Genomic DNA, 15,240 nt, shown 5'->3' with positions numbered 1-15,240 from the left:
TCATGTATACAAGCGGCATGCGCAAGTCCTGGATGTCCGAGCTCGCCTTCGACCTGCCGGACGGGACATCCGTCCCCGTCACCGTCACGCGCCTGCTCAACGCCGGGTACGCGGGCCGCGAGCAGCAGGAGGTCGCCGCGCACGTGGCGGAGCTCGCGGAGCTGGGCGTCCCCGCACCCGCCGTGACACCGGCCCTGTACCCGGTCGCGCCCTACCTCGCCGCCCAGGCCGACACCGTCCCGGTGCAGCACGGCCGCACGTCCGGCGAGGCCGAATGGGCGCTCGTCGTCGCGGGCCCGGACGACCTCCTGCTCACGGTCGCCTGCGACCACACCGACCGCGCGCTCGAGGTGCACGGCGTCGCGTGGAGCAAGAACGCGGGACTCGACGTGCTGGGCGCAGGCGCCTGGCGGCTCGCGGACGTCGAAGACCACATCGACGAGCTGCGCCTGCGCGCGTGGGTGACGCACGACGGCGGCACCGAGCAGCTGATCCAGGACGCCCCGGTCGCCGCGCTGCTCCCCCCGCGCTACTGGCTCGACGAGATCCCGCAACTACTCGTACCCGGCACGGTGCTGCTCTCGGGGACGATCGCGATGCTGCCGGACGTCGACCAGTTCGCCGACCGGTGGCACGTCGAGCTCGCCGACCCGGTGGCCGGACGCACCCTCGACCTGGCGTACGGCGTGCAGCGCATGCCCGAGCCCGTCGGCTGAATGGAAACCGAGGACCCGCGGTCGTGTGGCGGTGACGTCGGCTAGAGTCGTGCCCGTGCAGCGGTACTACTGGTTTATCCGACCGGCCCGGGATGGGTCGGCGGGCGAACCGCCGCGCTGACCTTCCACCCCGAGCCGGATCTCGAGCCGGCTCGGCGGGTTTCTCGACGGGCGCGGCTCGCCTGAAGCAGAGAGCGCCGTCATGACCCTCACCGCCGTCCCCGCACTTGACGAGCACCGCACCACCCGGATCAGTCCGCTGCTGTCCCCGTCCCTACTGCGCCATGAGCTCCCCGTCGACGCCGCCGTGGCGGAAACGGTCACACGGGCAAGAGCCGAGGTCGTCGACATCCTCGACGGCCGGGACGACCGGCTGATCGTGGTCGTCGGCCCGTGCTCCATCCACGACCCCGATGCCGCGATGGACTACGCCCACCGGCTGGCTGCACACACCGAGCGCGTGGCGGGCGAGCTGCGCGTCGTCATGCGCGCGTACTTCGAGAAGCCGCGCTCGACCGTGGGCTGGAAGGGCCTGATCAACGACCCCGGCCTGGACGGGACGTACGACGTCAACAAAGGCTTGCGCACCGCGCGCCGGCTGCTGCTGGACGTCTCGGCGCTCGGCCTGCCGGTCGGCTGCGAGTTCCTCGACCCGATCACCCCGCAGTTCCTCGCCGACGTCGTGAGCTGGGGCGCGATCGGCGCTCGCACGGCCGCGAGCCAGGTGCACCGCCAGCTCTGCAGCGCCCTCTCGATGCCGGTCGGGATCAAGAACCCGACCGACGGTGACGTGCAGGTCGCGATCGACGGCGTCCGCGCTGCCGCGGCGAGCCACGTGTTCATGGGGATCAACCCCGACGGCCTCGCCGCCCTGATCACCACGGCCGGCAACCCGGACTGCCACGTCATCCTCCGCGGCAGCACCAGCGGCCCCAACCACGACACCGCCTCCGTGGCCGGCGCGCTGGACCGGCTCAGCGGCGGCGGGCTGCCGGCGCGGGTGATCGTGGACGCGAGCCACGGCAACAGCGGCAAGGACCACGTCCGGCAGGCGGGCGTCGTGCAGGAGCTCGCCGGGCGGATCGGCGCCGGGGAGAAGGGCATCGCGGGCGTGATGATGGAGAGCTTCCTCGTGGCCGGGCGACAGGACCTGGGCCCGGAGATGACGAGGGGCCAGAGCATCACGGATGCGTGCATGGACTGGGACACGACGGCGGCGCTGCTCGACCAGCTGGCGGCCGCGGTGGCCACGCGGCGAGGCTGAACGCAGCTGCCACTTCACACATCCAGCACCCACTCCACATAGGGCGGGCCCTGTGTGAAGTGGGTGCTGGATGTGTGGAGTGCGCCTTCAGGCACGCCCGATCGGCTCGGCCTGGGCGTTCACCACCATGGTGCCGTCGCGGCGGGACACGTAGTGCTGACCCGTGAACCGCACGCGCCGGTACCGGCCCTGTTCTCGGGACAGCTCTGTGACGTTTCCGGTGCCGTGCGTGTCGACCAGCTCGTGGAACTCCTGAGCACTACCGGTGTCCGGCATCTCGACCCACGAGACGGCGACCAGCACGACTCCACGCCGCCCGTCGCGCACCTCGAACCACGCGCGGTGCAGCGCCATGCAGGGCTGCCGCTGGAAGAACTCCCGCACCTTCCCGTAGGAGTGGGCGACGCAGTCGTCCGTGCCGTCGAAGTGCTGCTCGATCCGCAACCCCTGCCTGAGCAGGCGCGCGCGGGCGGCGTTCGCGTCCTGTCGCCGAGCCTGGCTGCTGGCACGGGCGCTGCTCGCGCTCGCCGTGGTGCCACCCGCGCCGCCCGCCGTACCGGCGACGCCCGCAGTCCCCCCGGCACCGATCGCCGTGGCCAGGACGATGGCGAGCAACGCACCCCCGCCGGGTCGCTTGGCAAATCGCCCCTTGTCGTCCCTGATGTTGAGCCGCGCCAACGCTCCCCCTCGATCAGCCAGGGCAGTTCGAGAGAATGCGCGGTGTTCGGCGGACACATCGCCGAACCGGCAAGAACGTTCACGATCGCGAACGAACCCGCTGAACTCGGAGGTGTCTTGTTCCTGCTCCTCACCGGCGCCAGCGGCGTCGGGAAGTCGACGGCCCGACGCTACGTCGAGGCCGAGCTCGGCGACGTCGTGCACTGCGCGGAGCTGCGGGATGTGGCGGCGGTTCCCGCCGTGCCGACGATCGAATGGCGGAATCAGGCCACCGAGGCGGCCGTACGCGCCGCACTGAGCTTCGACCGCCCGCACTTCCTGCTCGCCAGCGACCCGGTCGCGGTCGGCGAGCTCCTCGCCGTGCCATCGGCCCCTGAACTCGACGGAATCGCGGCGTGCCTGCTCGACGCCCGCCCGGACGTGCAGACCGCGCGGCTGACCGCCCGCGGCGACGACCCCGCCCTCCTCCCCAACCACGTCGCGTTCGCCGATTGGATGCGCGCTCACGCCAGCGATCCTCAGCACATGCAGCACGTGCTGACCGGTGAGGGCTGGGAGGCGATGCAGTGGGCTCGCTGGACGGAACTGCCAACGGGCGATCCGCGGTGGCAGGTCACGGTGGTGGACACCTCCGACCGCACGCCCGACGAGGTCGGGCGACGAGTCGTGGCGTGGGTCCGGGCCGCGATCGAGGGCCGGGCGCCGCGACTGACCGCACTTCACACATCCAGCACCCGCTTCACATAGCGCGGGCCCTGTGTGAAGCCGGGGCACGGTGTGTGAAGTGCCTGCTCAGCCGCCTACCTCCGTGAGGCGGCGGGTCAGGAAGCGGCGTTCCGCTTCCGACTCCGTCAGCGACAGCGCCTCCCGGTACGCCTCCGCTGCCTCCGCGTGCCGCCCCAGCCTGCGCAGGAGGTCGGCGCGGGTCGCGGGGACGTGCCGGTAGCCGGCCAGCTCGTCACCCAGCTCCTCGACGAGGGCGAGGCCCGCCGCGGGGCCGTCCGCCATCGCCACCGCGACGGCCCGGTTGAGCCGCACCACCGGCGACGGGACGAGCTCGGCGAGCCGGCCGTAGAGCGCGGCGATCTGCGGCCAGTCGGTGTCGGAGGCGCGTTCGGCCCGCGCGTGGCAGGCGGCGATCGCAGCCTGCACCTGGTACGGGCCCGGCTCCCGACGGCGCAGCGCCGCATCGAGCAACGCCAGCCCCTCGGCGATCTCGTCGCGGTTCCAGCGGCTGCGGTCCTGGTCCTCCAGCGTCACCGGTTCGCCGTCCGCATCGAGGCGGGCCGCGCGCCGCGAGTACTGCAGGAGCAGCAGCGCCGTCAGCCCGAGCACCTCGGCGTCGTCCGGCATGAGCGCGGCGAGTAGGCGGGCGAGGCGGATCGCCTCGGCACACAGATCGTGCCGCATCAGATCCCCACCCACGGCAGCCGCGTAGCCCTCGTTGAAGAGCAGGTACACGACGCCGAGCACGCCCACGAGCCGGTCGGGCAGCAGATGATCCGGCGGCACCCGGTACGGGATCCCGGCCTGGCGGATCTTGCGCTTCGCCCGCACCAGCCGCTGCGCCATCGTCGGTTCCGGCACCAGGAACGCCCGCGCGATCTCCGGTGTGGTCAGGCCGGTGAGCGTGCGCAGGGTCAGCGCCACCCGACCTTCGAGGGGGAGCGCGGGGTGGCAGCAGGTGAAGATCAGCCGCAGCCGGTCGTCCTGCACAGCGCTCTCGTCACCCGGGTCGTCAGGCCCGACGGGCATCGTCGCCACCTCCCTCAGCTTCGCCGCCTCGATCTTGCTGCGCTTGAGCCGGTTGAGCGCGGTGTTGCGCGCGGTGGTGGTCAGCCACGCGCCTGGGTTGCGCGGAACGCCGTCGCGCGGCCATCTGGCCAGCGCCTGCGCGACGGCGTCCTGCGCGCACTCCTCCGCGAGGTCCCAGTCGCCCGTCATCCGGATGAGGGTGGCGACGACCCGGCCCCACTCGTCGCGGAACGCATCGGCGACCGCGGCCTCGACCCCGGTCATTCCTGCTCGAGCGGCCAGACCGGCCGGATCTCCATCACGCCGTGCCGGGCGTTCGGGTGCTTGGACGCCACCTCGATGGCCTCGTCGAGGTCGGCGCATTCCAGCAGGTCGAAGCCCAACATCTGCTCCTTGGTCTCGGCGAACGGGCCGTCGGAGATCAGCACCTCGCCGCCCCGGACGCGCACGGTGGTGGTGTCGGACCGCGGCCGCAGGCGATTGCCCGTCAGCCGCACGCCGCGACCGTCCATCTCCGTCACCCAGTCCTCGATGGTGTAGCCCGTCTGGTCCTCCGGCGCCACCTCGTCGCCCTCGTAACCGCAGATCAACAGCATGTACTGCATCTTGGGTCCCTCCTCGCTCTCCTCGGTCGGACACCACACCGACAACCGGGACCGCCCGGAATCGACACCAGCTTGACAGGCAAGTCGTCGCTTGCCTATAAAGATGCGTGTACGACACGCTCTTCAAGGCTCTCGCCGACCCGACGAGGCGGGCGATCCTCGACGAGCTCACCGACAGGAACGGCCAGACGCTGTTCGAGATCTGCGGACGGCTGGCGATGAAGCACGGGCTCAGCTCGTCGCGACAGGCGATCTCCCAGCACCTCGCCGTGCTCGAGGAGGCCGGGCTGGTCACCACCCGACGCGAGGGCCGCTACAAGTTCCACCACCTCGACACCACCCCCCTGCGCTCGATCGTCGAGCGCTGGCCGACCCCTCAGGAGCAATGATGCTGACGATCAACGTCACGAGCGTCTACGTCGACGACCAGGCGAAGGCGCTGGACTTCTACACCGGCGTGCTCGGCTTCGTGAAGAAGACCGACGTGCCCGCCGGCAACGCCCGCTGGCTCACCGTCGTCTCCCCCGCCCACCCCGACGGGGTCGAGCTCCTGCTCGAGCCCACCGGCCACCCGGCGGCGCGCGTGTACAAGGAGGCGCTCGTCGCGGACGGCATCCCCTTCACGCAGTTCGCCGTGGAGGACGCCCACGCCGAGTACGAGCGCCTGAGCGCCGCGGGCGTCAAGTTCGTGCAGGAGCCGACGGACCTGGGGCCCGTCGTCACGGCGGTCTTCGACGACACCTGCGGAAACCTCATCCAGATCGCTCAACTCAAGAGCTAGCCTGGCTCCAGCACGCGGGACAGGTGCGCGCTAGGCGGAAGGGATGGCGCGTCTCCTCGACATGCCAGGAGACGCCCGGTGTCCTACCGCGAGCTCGCACGTGCCGTTCCGCCGCCCTTCCTTCTCCTCGGCCTGGTCGCCAGGCTGCACTACTCGATCACGCCGATCGGCACGCTCACCCTCCTGTACGCCGCGACCGGCAGCCACACGTTCGCCGGAGTGGCGACCGCGGCGCAGAGCATTGCCACGGCGGCAGGCGGAATCGGCCTCGGCGCGCTGGCCGACCGGTTCGGTCCCCGCGCCGTCGGACTGACCGCCGCCACCACCCATGCCGTTTGCGCGGGCGCTCTCGTCGCCGCGAGCGGGGGCGAGCGGCCTGCGATGGTCGCCGCCGCGATCGCCATGGGCCTCACGCAGCCCGCGGTCGGTCCGATGGCGCGGGTGCACTGGGCCCGCCTCCTGCGAGCGCGGGGACGCGTCGATCTGGTGTCGACCGCCCTGTCCTACGAGACCGTTGCCGACGAGATCGGGTTCGTCGTCGGGCCGGCCGTCGCGGGCCTGCTCACCGCCGCCATCGGCCCGGTCGCGCCGCTCTCCGCGGTCGCGCTGCTTTCCGCGGGCGCGGCGACGCCATTCGCGCTGTTCTACGCCCGCACGGCGCCGCCTCGCCGACCTGCCGTTGCGGCACGGCCCCGGTACGGTCCGCTCGTCGCGATGGCGCTTGCGGCGGCCGCGCTGGGCGCCGTGTTCGGGTCCGTGCAGACCGGCGTGACCAGCTACGCCGCTGAACGCGCAGAGCCCGGTGGCGCAGGCCTCCTCTACGCCCTGCTCGCGGTCGGGAGCTCGGTCGCGGGCATCGCGTACGCGTGGCTGCCGTCGCGCATCCGCGACACCCATCGTTACGCGGGAGCGGCGCTGGGCCTGCTGCTCGGCACGACCGTTCTGGCGGCGGGCTCCGCGTGGCTGCCCCTTGCGATCACGGTCGCCGGCTTCTCCATCGCCCCGTACATGATCTCCGCCTACGCCCTCGCGGAACGCCTGTCCGGTGGCCGCGGCACGGCCACGACACTGATGGCGGTCAGCGCGGGCGGCCCCATCGGCACGGCGATCGCGCAGGCCGTGGCCGGTCGCGTCGCCGACGCGGGCGGAAGCGCGGCTGCCCTGGCGGTGGCACCGGTCGCTGCGGGTGCTGCGCTGCTGGTGGCCGTAGGCGTGCTCGTCGGTGAGTCCATGGGACCGCGAACCGGTGGGATACCGATGCCACCCACGCGTCGAGCCGGATAGCCCCCGGCTGCATCCGTCCGGCGTCGGTCACGCCCGCGGCGAGCCGGGTCGGGGGGCGGTCGATCCCCCAATCCCTCATCCCCCAAGGACGTCCCGACCCCACAATCCTGCCGGTCGTGCGCTCGCCCGATCCCCGATGTCCATGCGGCTGCCGGCTCATAGCTTTTCTCACATCGCCGGAGCGCGAATCGGGAACAGATCGAGGAGACGATCACAATGACCGCAGGAACGACTGACCAGCTGGGCCGAGTGCTCGAGGCTCTGCGCACGTGGCTGCTCGAGCACCCGGACGGCAACGTCCAGGACTTCGCCGCCGAGCACGACACCACGCCGCAGGAGCTGACCGAGGGCTGGAACACCTTCTTCGCCCAGGCCGACTTCAGCCGCAACTACAACCTGGACACGGCTCAGTCCGGCGCACAGGGCGCCTCCCAGGCCGCGACGCAGACCGCCGCCGCCTCCGCGCCGGTCTACGTGCCCGACTCGCCGCCGCCGTATGACGCGAGCCCCGAGGAGTACGTGCAGTACCTCACGCAGGAAGTGAACAACTACCAGCAGTTCACGACGATCAACAACATCGAGGACAACTCGATCAACCAGCAGATCCTCGCCGGCGGCGACGTCGACGTCGACATCGACCAGAGCGAGCAGAACGTCGGCGAGGGCGGCGTGCTCATCGACGACAGCGAGCTCGACGACGTGGACATCGCCACGGGCGACATCGGTGCGGGTGGCGTGCTGCAGCAGGGCGACGACAACCAGGCCGCCACGGGCGACGAGAACGTGCTGCAGGACGGCGACAACAACGTCGGCAACACCGGCGACATCGACGCCACCGACGGTAGCGCTGTCAGCGTCGGCGGCTCCGCCACCACGATCGGCAGCGGCAACGACAACTTCGGCAGCGGTCAGCAGGCCACCAACGTCGCGGTCGGCGACAACAACAAGCAGGCCAACCAGCAGCAGGACAACGACAGCGAGGTGACCGTCGGGGACACGACCGGCGGGTCGGCCAGCGCCGACGGTGGGAACGCGACCGGCGGAGCCGGCACCGGCGGTGACGGTGGCGACGGGGGCGACGGCGGCGACAGCAACGACTTCCCGTTCGAGTCGGACGCCGGTGACGGCGGCGACGGCGGTTCGGGTGGCAGCGGCTTCGGCGGCAGCGCGACCGGTGGCGACGGCGGCGACGCCGACGCGAGCGCGGACGTCGAGGTCGACACGGGCAGCGACCAGGAAATCAACTTCTGATCCCGGCGCCCGGTAACGCCCGGCACCCACCAGACCGACTCAGCACCTCTGAGAGGTGCTGAGTCGGTCGCACGTCGCGGCAAGCTCTTCACTTGGGGGAAACGTGGCGCTGTCCGATGCGATCCAGCTCGTCGACGTCGCCCGCAAGGCGACCGAGGCATACGGAAGACCCGACCTCACGACGAAACTGGCCCGAACGAAGGAACGGTTGTCCGACCCGAGTGTCCGGGTGCTCGTCGTCGGGGAGTTCAAGCAGGGCAAGAGCCTGCTCGTCAACTCGCTGGTGTCGGCGTCCGTGTGTCCCGTTGACGACGACGTCGCCACCGCGGTGCCCACGATGGTGCGCCACGCCGCCACCCCGACGGCCGCCCTGGTCAAGGAGTCGGCCGGTGGTGGGGAGCCGGAGCGGACCGAGATCCCGGTCGGGGAGCTGGCACGGCACGTCTCCGAGTCCGGCAACCCGGACAACCGGCAACGGATCTCCTATGCCGAGGTGGGCCTGCCCCGCGCCCTGCTCGCCGGCGGGCTGGTGCTCGTCGACACGCCGGGCGTCGGCGGGCTCGGGTCGGCGCACGGCGCCGCCACGATGGCGGCGATGGCTGGCGCCGACGCGGTGGTGCTGGTGTCCGACGCAGCACAGGAGTACACGAAGCCGGAGCTCGACTTCCTCGCGACCGCGATGCAGATGTGCCCCAACGTCGTCGCGGTGCTCACCAAGATCGACCTTTACCCGGCGTGGCGACGCATCGCCGACCTCGACCGTGCGCACCTCGCCGCCGCGGGCGTCGCCACCGAGCTGATCCCGATCTCGTCCGCGGTGCGCCAGCTCGCGCTGCGCACCAAGAACAAAGCTCTCAACGAGGAGTCCGGCTACCCCGCGCTGGTCACCTACCTGCGCAACCGGGTGCTCGGCCAGGCCGAGCAGCTCGCCCGCCGCTCCACCGGCCAGGACATCCTCTCGGTCTGCGCGCTGCTGACCACCACCATGCAGGCGGAGCTCACCGCGCAGGAGAACCCGGAGAAGGCCCACGAGCTGGTGGCCCAGCTGGAGAAGGCAAGGGGCGCGGCCACCCGACTCAAGGAGCGCACGGCGCGGTGGCAGGTCACCCTCAACGACGCCGTCGCCGACCTCTCCGCCGACATCGATCACGACCTGCGCGACCGGCTCAGGACCGTGATGCGCGAGGCCGAGACGCTCGCCGAGGACGCCGACCCGGCCGACGTGTGGGACCAGCTCGCCAAGTGGGTCCAGCACCAGGTCACCGTCGCCGCGTCGGCCAACTTCGTATGGGCGAACGAGCGCGCCGGCGCCCTCGCCCGCAGGGTGGCCGCGCTGTTCGCCGAGGACGGGCAGGTCAGCCTCCCCGAGCTGCCCACCGCCTCCGCCGGGCCCGCGCCGCGGGTGGCGGCGCTCGAAAGCCCCGACATCCAACCCATGAGCTTCGGGGAGAAAGCCCTGAGCGGGCTGCGCGGCGGCTACGGCGGCGGGCTGATGTTCTTCATGCCGCTGAGCCTCATCCCTGGCCTGGCGATCGCCGCACCGTTCGCCGCGCTCGGCGGCGCGTTGCTTCTCGGCGGCAAGCAGGTCCGCGACGAGAAGAAGAGAGCGCTGCAGCGTCGGCAGGCCGAGGCCAAGATGCTCGTGCGCAAGCACATCGACGAGGTGCAGTTCCAGGTCGGCAAGGACTCCAAGGACATGCTGCGCCGCACCCACCGCACCCTGCGTGATCACTTCACGGCCATCGCCGAGGAGATGCAGACGTCGATGGCCGAGTCGGTGGCGGCGGCGCAGAGCGCGGTGAAGGCCACGCAGTCCGAGCGCGGCACCCGCATCGGGGATCTGAAGGCGGAGGTCGAGCGCGTCGCGAGCCTCGCCAACCGGGCCCGCGCGCTGATGGAGGCGTCGTGACGGCGCCAGCGGGCGGGGCCCCCGCGCTGCGGGACGCGGTCCGCACGGTGCTGCAGCAGGCCGTCGGGACCTACCGGGACAGCCCGAACGCCCTCCGCTGGCTGCGCCACCACCTCGACCGTTACGACGAGCCGCTGCGCCTCGCCATCGCCGGGAAGGTGAAAGCCGGCAAGTCGACCCTGCTCAACGCGCTGGTCGGCGAGGAGATCGCGCCGACCGACGCCGGCGAGTGCACCCGCGTGGTGACCTGGTACCAGGACGGCCACGCCCCGGCCGTGACGATGTACCCGCAGGCCGGCACGCCCCGCCCGCTGCGGATCGCGCGCGATGAAGGCGCCCTGCACATCGACCTGGGTGTGCCGCCGGAAACCGTTGACCGGCTGGAGGTCACCTGGCCGTCGGCGAGTCTCCGGTCCACCACGCTCATCGACACGCCCGGCATCGCCTCCCTTTCGCTGGACGTCTCCGCCCGGAGCGAACGGTTCCTCGCCCCTGAGGACGCGCCGTCCGCCGCCGACGCGGTGTTGTACCTGATGCGCCACCTGCACTCGGCCGACATGCGGTTCCTGGAGTCGTTCCACGACCAGGGCGTTGCGCGGGCGGCACCGGTCAACACCATCGCGGTGCTGTCGCGCGCCGACGAGATCGGCGTCGGCCGCGTCGACGCCCTGCGCTCGGCGCGCCTGATCGCCGCGCGCTACCGCGCCGACGAGACGCTGCGTGCCTTCTGCCAGACCGTCGTCCCCGTGGCCGGGCTGCTCGCCGTGACCGGCCGCACGATGCGTCAGGACGAGTACGCGGCGCTGACCAAGCTCGCCGCCCTTCCGCCTGACCGGCTGGACGCGCTGTTGCTGACCGTCGACCGCTTCGTCAGCTCAGAGGACGTCATCGAACTCCCGACCGCGACCAGGGCGAAGCTGCTCGAACGGTTCGGGCTCTTCGGCCTGCGGCTGTCCACCACCCTCATCCGGCAGGGCGTCGCCGACGCCTCGGCGCTCGCGGCCGAGCTGGTGCAGCGCAGCGGGCTCGTCGAGCTGCGCGAGGTGCTCGCCAGCCAGTTCTCCCAGCGCCGGGACGTGCTCAAGGCCCGCTCCGCGCTCATCGCGCTCGACCTGGTGCTGCGCCGCGAACCCCGGCCCGCCGCCACCCCGCTCGCCGGCGAGGTCGAGCGGATACTCGCGGGCGCGCACGAGTTCGCCGAGCTGCGGCTGCTGTCCGACCTGCGCGGCCGGGTGCTGCGGCCGCCGAAGGACCAGGCAGAGGAGGCAGAGCGGCTCATCGGCGCCGACGGCAACGCTCCCAGCCAGCGACTCGGCCTCCCACCCGACGCAGGCCGGGACGAGCTGCGCGCGGCTGCGCTGGAGCGGCTGACGGCGTGGCGGCGGCGGGCGGAGAGCCCGCTGGCCAGCCGGGCCATGGCCAATGCGGCTCGCGTGGTGGTGCGCAGCTGTGAGGGGATACTGGCGGGCCTCGGCTGAGGCACCGAAGACGGCGGCTACTTGCCCCCGCCCACCAGCATGCGGAGGTGGGCGAAGAGCTCGCCGCGGCTGCCAGAGCCCAGCCGCTGCCGCATCCGGGCGACGTGGTTCTCGACGGTCTTGGCCGAGATGAACAGCTGCTCGCCGATCTGCTTGTAGGTGAGGCCGGACAGGACGAGCTCCGCCACCTCCCGCTCCCGGCCACTGATCGAGCCCGCCGCGCTCTCCGTGGCCTGCTCCGGCACCTTCACGCGCCGTACGGGCTGGGCCCGGCCGGGCGCGACGTCCGTGGGGGCCGAGCTGGAGACGGGCTCGGCTCCGGCCTGCAACGCCCTGGCGCAGCCGAGCAACGCGTTCATGCTCTTGCGGTCCCGGCAGCGGATCGCGGCCTGGCTGGCGAGCCGGCCGCCCTCCCAGCTGAGGCCGGCCGAGTGCAGGCCACGCGCGGCGGCCTCGACCGCGTCCGCGTCGACGTCACCCGCGAGGCTCCGCAGCCATTCCCGACCCGCGGCCGCAACGGCGGTGGCGTATCGGCTGGTGGGGGCCATGTCGTCCAGCGCGGCCACGTGCCGCTGCGCGACGGTGCCCGCGTCGGAACCGATCGCGGCCTGTAACCCGGACCAGTGCAGCGCGACCGCCCACAGCGGCGGGTTGCCCAGCCGGTCGAGCAGGGCCTCGGCCTCGTCGAGGTACGGCTGCACCCAGCCCTGCTCGTTCAGCCGGGCGGCGCCGACCACGAGCTCGCCGAGCGGTTGCAGCGAGTACAGGTCGACCGGGTGCCGGACGATCGCCTCGCGGGCCCGGCGCCATCCGGCGAGTAGCCCGGCGAGATCACCCGCCCGGCGCGCGAGACCGACCTCGAGCGCGGCCGCCAGCAGCTCGTCCCTCGGCTCGAGCCGGCCAGCGCCCGACGCCGACTGCAGCAGCGCCCGAGCGTGCGCACTCGAGCCGCGGTGCATCGCGACCAGCGCCTGAAGCAGCAGGTGGCGGGCCGCGAAGATCGGGCCGCCGAGCTCGGCGGCGACGGCCTGCCCCAGCACGGACTGCGCGACGTCCAGCTCCCCGCAGTGGATCGCGACCAGTGCGGCCAGCGCGCAGGGGGTCTCCGGCAGCAACGCCGCCCGCCCGGACGACTCCAGCAGCACGGACGCGCGCGTGAGCTGGGAGAGCGCCGCGGTACGCGGGCCCGCGACGGTGTCGTGGATCCCCTGGGCGAGCAGTGCCTCCGCACCGGCCAATACGGTGGGCGCCCGGCCCGACGCCGCGTGCATGACCTCGCCGGCCTCGTCGAGCGCCCCGATGCCGACGAGTGTGGGCACCGCGAGCAGCGTGGGACCGCCGAACGGCTGCGCGGCGAGCCACCGGTACAGCTCGGCGCCGCGGCTCAGCATCCCGCGGTGAGCGAGCACCGCTGCCGCCACCGCCACCGCCCGCCGCGCCGCGTCGCCGTCCACAGCAGCCGGTTCGGCCAGTACCTGGTCGGCGCGCCGCAGCGCCGCGTCCAGGTCGCCTGCGAACAGCGCGGCCTCGGCCCGCCGTGCCGAGAGTGGCAGCGGCGATGCCCCGGCCTCGACCGCGGCGTCGTACAGGTCCGCCGCGACGGGAAGGCACTCGCGCAGCGCCTCGTCGCCCGCCCGCTCGAACGCCGCGGCGACCCGGGTGCCGGTCGCCCCGCTGCCGATCAGTCCCCGAGCGGCGACGAGCACGCTGCCACCGGCGTCGAGCTGGATCTCGGCAAGCCTGCGCCGCACCATCAGCCGGTGGGCGGCCGGGACCGCCCGCTGCAGCGCGTGCCGCACCAGCGGCACGACCTCGCCGTCGGGCGTCATCAGTCCGGTGGCAGCGGCCTGGTCGAGCACCTCCCCCACCGCGCCGGGGGCCACGTCGAGCAACGCGCCGAGCACCTCCGGGTCGAGCGGGGCGCCCACGGTGCGGCCCAGCAGCAGCTCGCGGACGCCAACCGGCTGCGCGTCGATCTCATATCCGAGCTGCCGGACGACGGCTGCGGGCGGCTCGCCCGCCGAGCCGAGGCGGTCGAGCGCCCGCTCGTCGCGCAGCCCGACGAGCAGCCGGTCGACGAGGTCCGGCGATCCCCCGGTCTGCTCGAACACCAGGTCCACCAGCTCGGCCGTTGGCCGCTCGCCGAGGAGCAGGTTCGCGCGTGCCGCGACCCCGGGACGGTCGAACGGCCCCAGCACGACCGGTCCACGGCCGGCCCCGAACGCGACCACGATCGAGGCGAGCGGTCCGCCGCGGGGCCACGGCCGGTGGGCGAGAACGACCTGCGACTCGGGCTGGGCGGCCCAGGCCCGCACCCGTTGCAGCGCGACCTCGTCGAGCTCGTGGGCGTCGTCGAGGAGGAGGACGACGTTCGGCTCGAACGGCTCGTCGGGCCCGGGGGCCTCATGCCGGACGCTGACTCCCGCGGCGCCGTAGAGCTCGCCCAGCACGCCGAGCAGCACACTCTTGCCGCTGCCACCCGGTCCGACCACGACCGTGTGGCGGGGCGTCGTGGGCGCGGACGCGATCTCCCGGTAGAGCCGGCGAGCGGCAGGGGCGCCGGCGAGCGCGCTGTCGGAGGCAGCGCTCTCGGACTTCACCGCGGCCATGACGGTCCGGCCCCTTGTCTGCACCGAGGCATGCCCTCCCGTGTCGATGCCGTCGTCCGTCGCCGTACCTGACGCTGTCGCTGCGAAGCCGGGAAGCCCGATCAGGGTAGCGAGCCGACCGGGTACAGGAGACGCCCGAACGGGCGCTGATACACAGTGCGCGCACTGTTCAACTCGGACGCAGGGCGCGCGGCGTTAGCTCATCGCGAACGGTTCGCCGGGGTCGTCGGGGAGACCCTCGTCGAACGAGTCGTCCGGGGTGCCGGCTTCCGGGGGTGCCGCCGCGGCGAACGGGTCGTCCTCCGCGAGGCCGGCGAGGTCCCCATTCGGCTGGTCGGCCGCGGCGGCGGCGTCCACCTGGTCGTCCACCTGGTCGTCCACCTGGTCGTCCACCTGGTCGTCTACCTGGTCGTCCACCTGGTCGTCGAGACCGGCGGTCTCGGCGGGCCTGTCCGGGAACGTCCCGCTCTCGCCGAGGTCGTCGAGGTCGGCGTCCTCGAGACCGTCGCCGTCCAGGTCGTCGCCGTCCAGGTCGTCGCGGTCCAGGTCGCCGTCCAGGTCGCCGTCGATGGCCGCGAGCGTGTCGTAGGCGACGACGTCGAGGTGCTGGTTCTGGGCGAGCTCGCTCAGGTAGCGGTCGGCGTGCGCCTCGGGTGTCTCGTCGGGCTGTGGTGCGGGTGGCACGAGTGCGGGTGCCGGCCCGTCGGCGGAGGAGAAGTCGGTGCGGAGGTTCTCGAGGAAGATGGGGAGGAGCTCGGCGACCTCGACCGCGCTGAACCCGTGCGCGTGCGCGATCAGAGACGGACTGGTCCCGGGACTCTCCAGGATCATCCGCGTGACCTCCCAGATGGAGGCGCTCGGCTCAGCAGACACGCAGTAACCCTACGAAGTCCGATGCGGCCTGCAATCA

Annotated in this window: 14 protein-coding genes; 9 read left to right on the top strand and 5 right to left on the bottom strand. The window is 72.5% G+C overall.

The features are described 5' to 3' along the window. The first annotated feature begins 32 nt into the window (after window positions 1-32). Window positions 33-716 carry a DUF2848 domain-containing protein gene (locus K1T35_RS05255; protein WP_220262401.1) on the top strand — a complete coding sequence of 228 codons (684 nt, stop codon included), beginning with the start codon at window positions 33-35 and terminating at the stop codon, window positions 714-716. A 202-nt stretch (window positions 717-918) separates the two neighbouring features. Then, a complete protein-coding gene (locus K1T35_RS05250; protein ID WP_220259053.1) occupies window positions 919-1,980 on the top strand; it encodes a 3-deoxy-7-phosphoheptulonate synthase in 1,062 nt (353 codons plus the stop codon). Window positions 1,981-2,067: 87 nt separating this feature from the next. On the opposite strand, the gene K1T35_RS05245 is transcribed toward K1T35_RS05250, so the two are convergent. After that, on the bottom strand, window positions 2,068-2,658 hold the full coding sequence (locus tag K1T35_RS05245) for a hypothetical protein (RefSeq protein WP_220259052.1): 591 nt from the start codon (window positions 2,656-2,658) through the stop codon (window positions 2,068-2,070). Window positions 2,659-2,775: 117 nt separating this feature from the next. Here K1T35_RS05245 and K1T35_RS05240 point away from each other — a divergent pair, with 117 nt between their 5' ends. Beyond that, the gene (locus K1T35_RS05240) at window positions 2,776-3,405 is read left to right on the top strand and encodes an AAA family ATPase (protein ID WP_220259051.1); all 630 of its coding nucleotides are present in this window, start codon (window positions 2,776-2,778) and stop codon (window positions 3,403-3,405) included. Between the two features lie 45 nt (window positions 3,406-3,450). Here K1T35_RS05240 and K1T35_RS05235 read toward each other — a convergent pair whose 3' ends face one another. Further along, entirely contained in the window at window positions 3,451-4,677 is a 1,227-nt protein-coding gene (locus tag K1T35_RS05235; protein ID WP_220259050.1) for an RNA polymerase sigma factor, read from the bottom strand. After that, on the bottom strand, window positions 4,674-5,018 hold the full coding sequence (locus K1T35_RS05230; protein ID WP_220259049.1) for a YciI family protein: 345 nt from the start codon (window positions 5,016-5,018) through the stop codon (window positions 4,674-4,676). The genes K1T35_RS05235 and K1T35_RS05230 overlap by 4 nt, the downstream gene beginning before the upstream one ends. 107 nt (window positions 5,019-5,125) lie before the next feature. Here K1T35_RS05230 and K1T35_RS05225 point away from each other — a divergent pair, with 107 nt between their 5' ends. The 6 genes from K1T35_RS05225 to K1T35_RS05200 all read left to right on the top strand — a co-directional run bounded on the left by K1T35_RS05225 (window position 5,126) and on the right by K1T35_RS05200 (window position 11,721). Continuing rightward, window positions 5,126-5,407 carry a helix-turn-helix transcriptional regulator gene (locus tag K1T35_RS05225; RefSeq protein WP_220259048.1) on the top strand — a complete coding sequence of 94 codons (282 nt, stop codon included), beginning with the start codon at window positions 5,126-5,128 and terminating at the stop codon, window positions 5,405-5,407. Further along, entirely contained in the window at window positions 5,407-5,799 is a 393-nt protein-coding gene (locus K1T35_RS05220) for a VOC family protein (RefSeq protein ID WP_304940844.1), read from the top strand. The genes K1T35_RS05225 and K1T35_RS05220 overlap by 1 nt, the downstream gene beginning before the upstream one ends. Window positions 5,800-5,877: 78 nt before the next feature. Further along, window positions 5,878-7,083, top strand: a complete 1,206-nt coding sequence (locus K1T35_RS05215; RefSeq protein ID WP_220259047.1) for an MFS transporter — start codon at window positions 5,878-5,880, stop codon at window positions 7,081-7,083. Between the two features lie 216 nt (window positions 7,084-7,299). Further along, entirely contained in the window at window positions 7,300-8,334 is a 1,035-nt protein-coding gene (locus K1T35_RS05210; protein WP_220259046.1) for a hypothetical protein, read from the top strand. Between the two features lie 103 nt (window positions 8,335-8,437). Continuing rightward, the gene (locus K1T35_RS05205) at window positions 8,438-10,243 is read left to right on the top strand and encodes a dynamin family protein (protein WP_220259045.1); all 1,806 of its coding nucleotides are present in this window, start codon (window positions 8,438-8,440) and stop codon (window positions 10,241-10,243) included. Then, window positions 10,240-11,721, top strand: coding sequence for a dynamin family protein (locus tag K1T35_RS05200; RefSeq protein WP_220259044.1), 1,482 nt, complete (start codon window positions 10,240-10,242; stop codon window positions 11,719-11,721). Before K1T35_RS05205 ends, K1T35_RS05200 begins: the two co-directional genes overlap by 4 nt. 17 nt (window positions 11,722-11,738) lie before the next feature. Here K1T35_RS05200 and K1T35_RS05195 read toward each other — a convergent pair whose 3' ends face one another. Both K1T35_RS05195 and K1T35_RS05190 read right to left on the bottom strand, forming a co-directional pair. After that, on the bottom strand, window positions 11,739-14,330 hold the full coding sequence (locus tag K1T35_RS05195; protein WP_220259043.1) for a LuxR family transcriptional regulator: 2,592 nt from the start codon (window positions 14,328-14,330) through the stop codon (window positions 11,739-11,741). A 195-nt stretch (window positions 14,331-14,525) separates the two neighbouring features. Continuing rightward, on the bottom strand, window positions 14,526-15,203 hold the full coding sequence (locus tag K1T35_RS05190; protein ID WP_220259042.1) for a hypothetical protein: 678 nt from the start codon (window positions 15,201-15,203) through the stop codon (window positions 14,526-14,528). Between the last annotated feature and the right edge of the window lie 37 nt (window positions 15,204-15,240).

The sequence above is a fragment of the Pseudonocardia sp. DSM 110487 genome, from assembly GCF_019468565.1.
In the GTDB taxonomy this organism is placed as follows: Bacteria; Actinomycetota; Actinomycetes; order Mycobacteriales; family Pseudonocardiaceae; genus Pseudonocardia.
This window is presented reverse-complemented; position numbering and strand designations above follow the sequence as displayed.

Bases quoted from the DNA above. Each gene is read 5' to 3' on its own strand.
- K1T35_RS05255 (WP_220262401.1), top strand. From the start codon at position 33: ATGTCCGAGCTCGCCTTCGACCTGCCGGACGGGACATCCGTCCCCGTC.
- K1T35_RS05250 (WP_220259053.1), top strand. From the start codon at position 919: ATGACCCTCACCGCCGTCCCCGCACTTGACGAGCACCGCACCACCCGG.
- K1T35_RS05235 (WP_220259050.1), bottom strand. From the start codon at position 4,677: ATGACCGGGGTCGAGGCCGCGGTCGCCGATGCGTTCCGCGACGAGTGG.
- K1T35_RS05230 (WP_220259049.1), bottom strand. From the start codon at position 5,018: ATGCAGTACATGCTGTTGATCTGCGGTTACGAGGGCGACGAGGTGGCG.
- K1T35_RS05220 (WP_304940844.1), top strand. From the start codon at position 5,407: ATGCTGACGATCAACGTCACGAGCGTCTACGTCGACGACCAGGCGAAG.
- K1T35_RS05210 (WP_220259046.1), top strand. From the start codon at position 7,300: ATGACCGCAGGAACGACTGACCAGCTGGGCCGAGTGCTCGAGGCTCTG.
- K1T35_RS05195 (WP_220259043.1), bottom strand. From the start codon at position 14,330: ATGGCCGCGGTGAAGTCCGAGAGCGCTGCCTCCGACAGCGCGCTCGCC.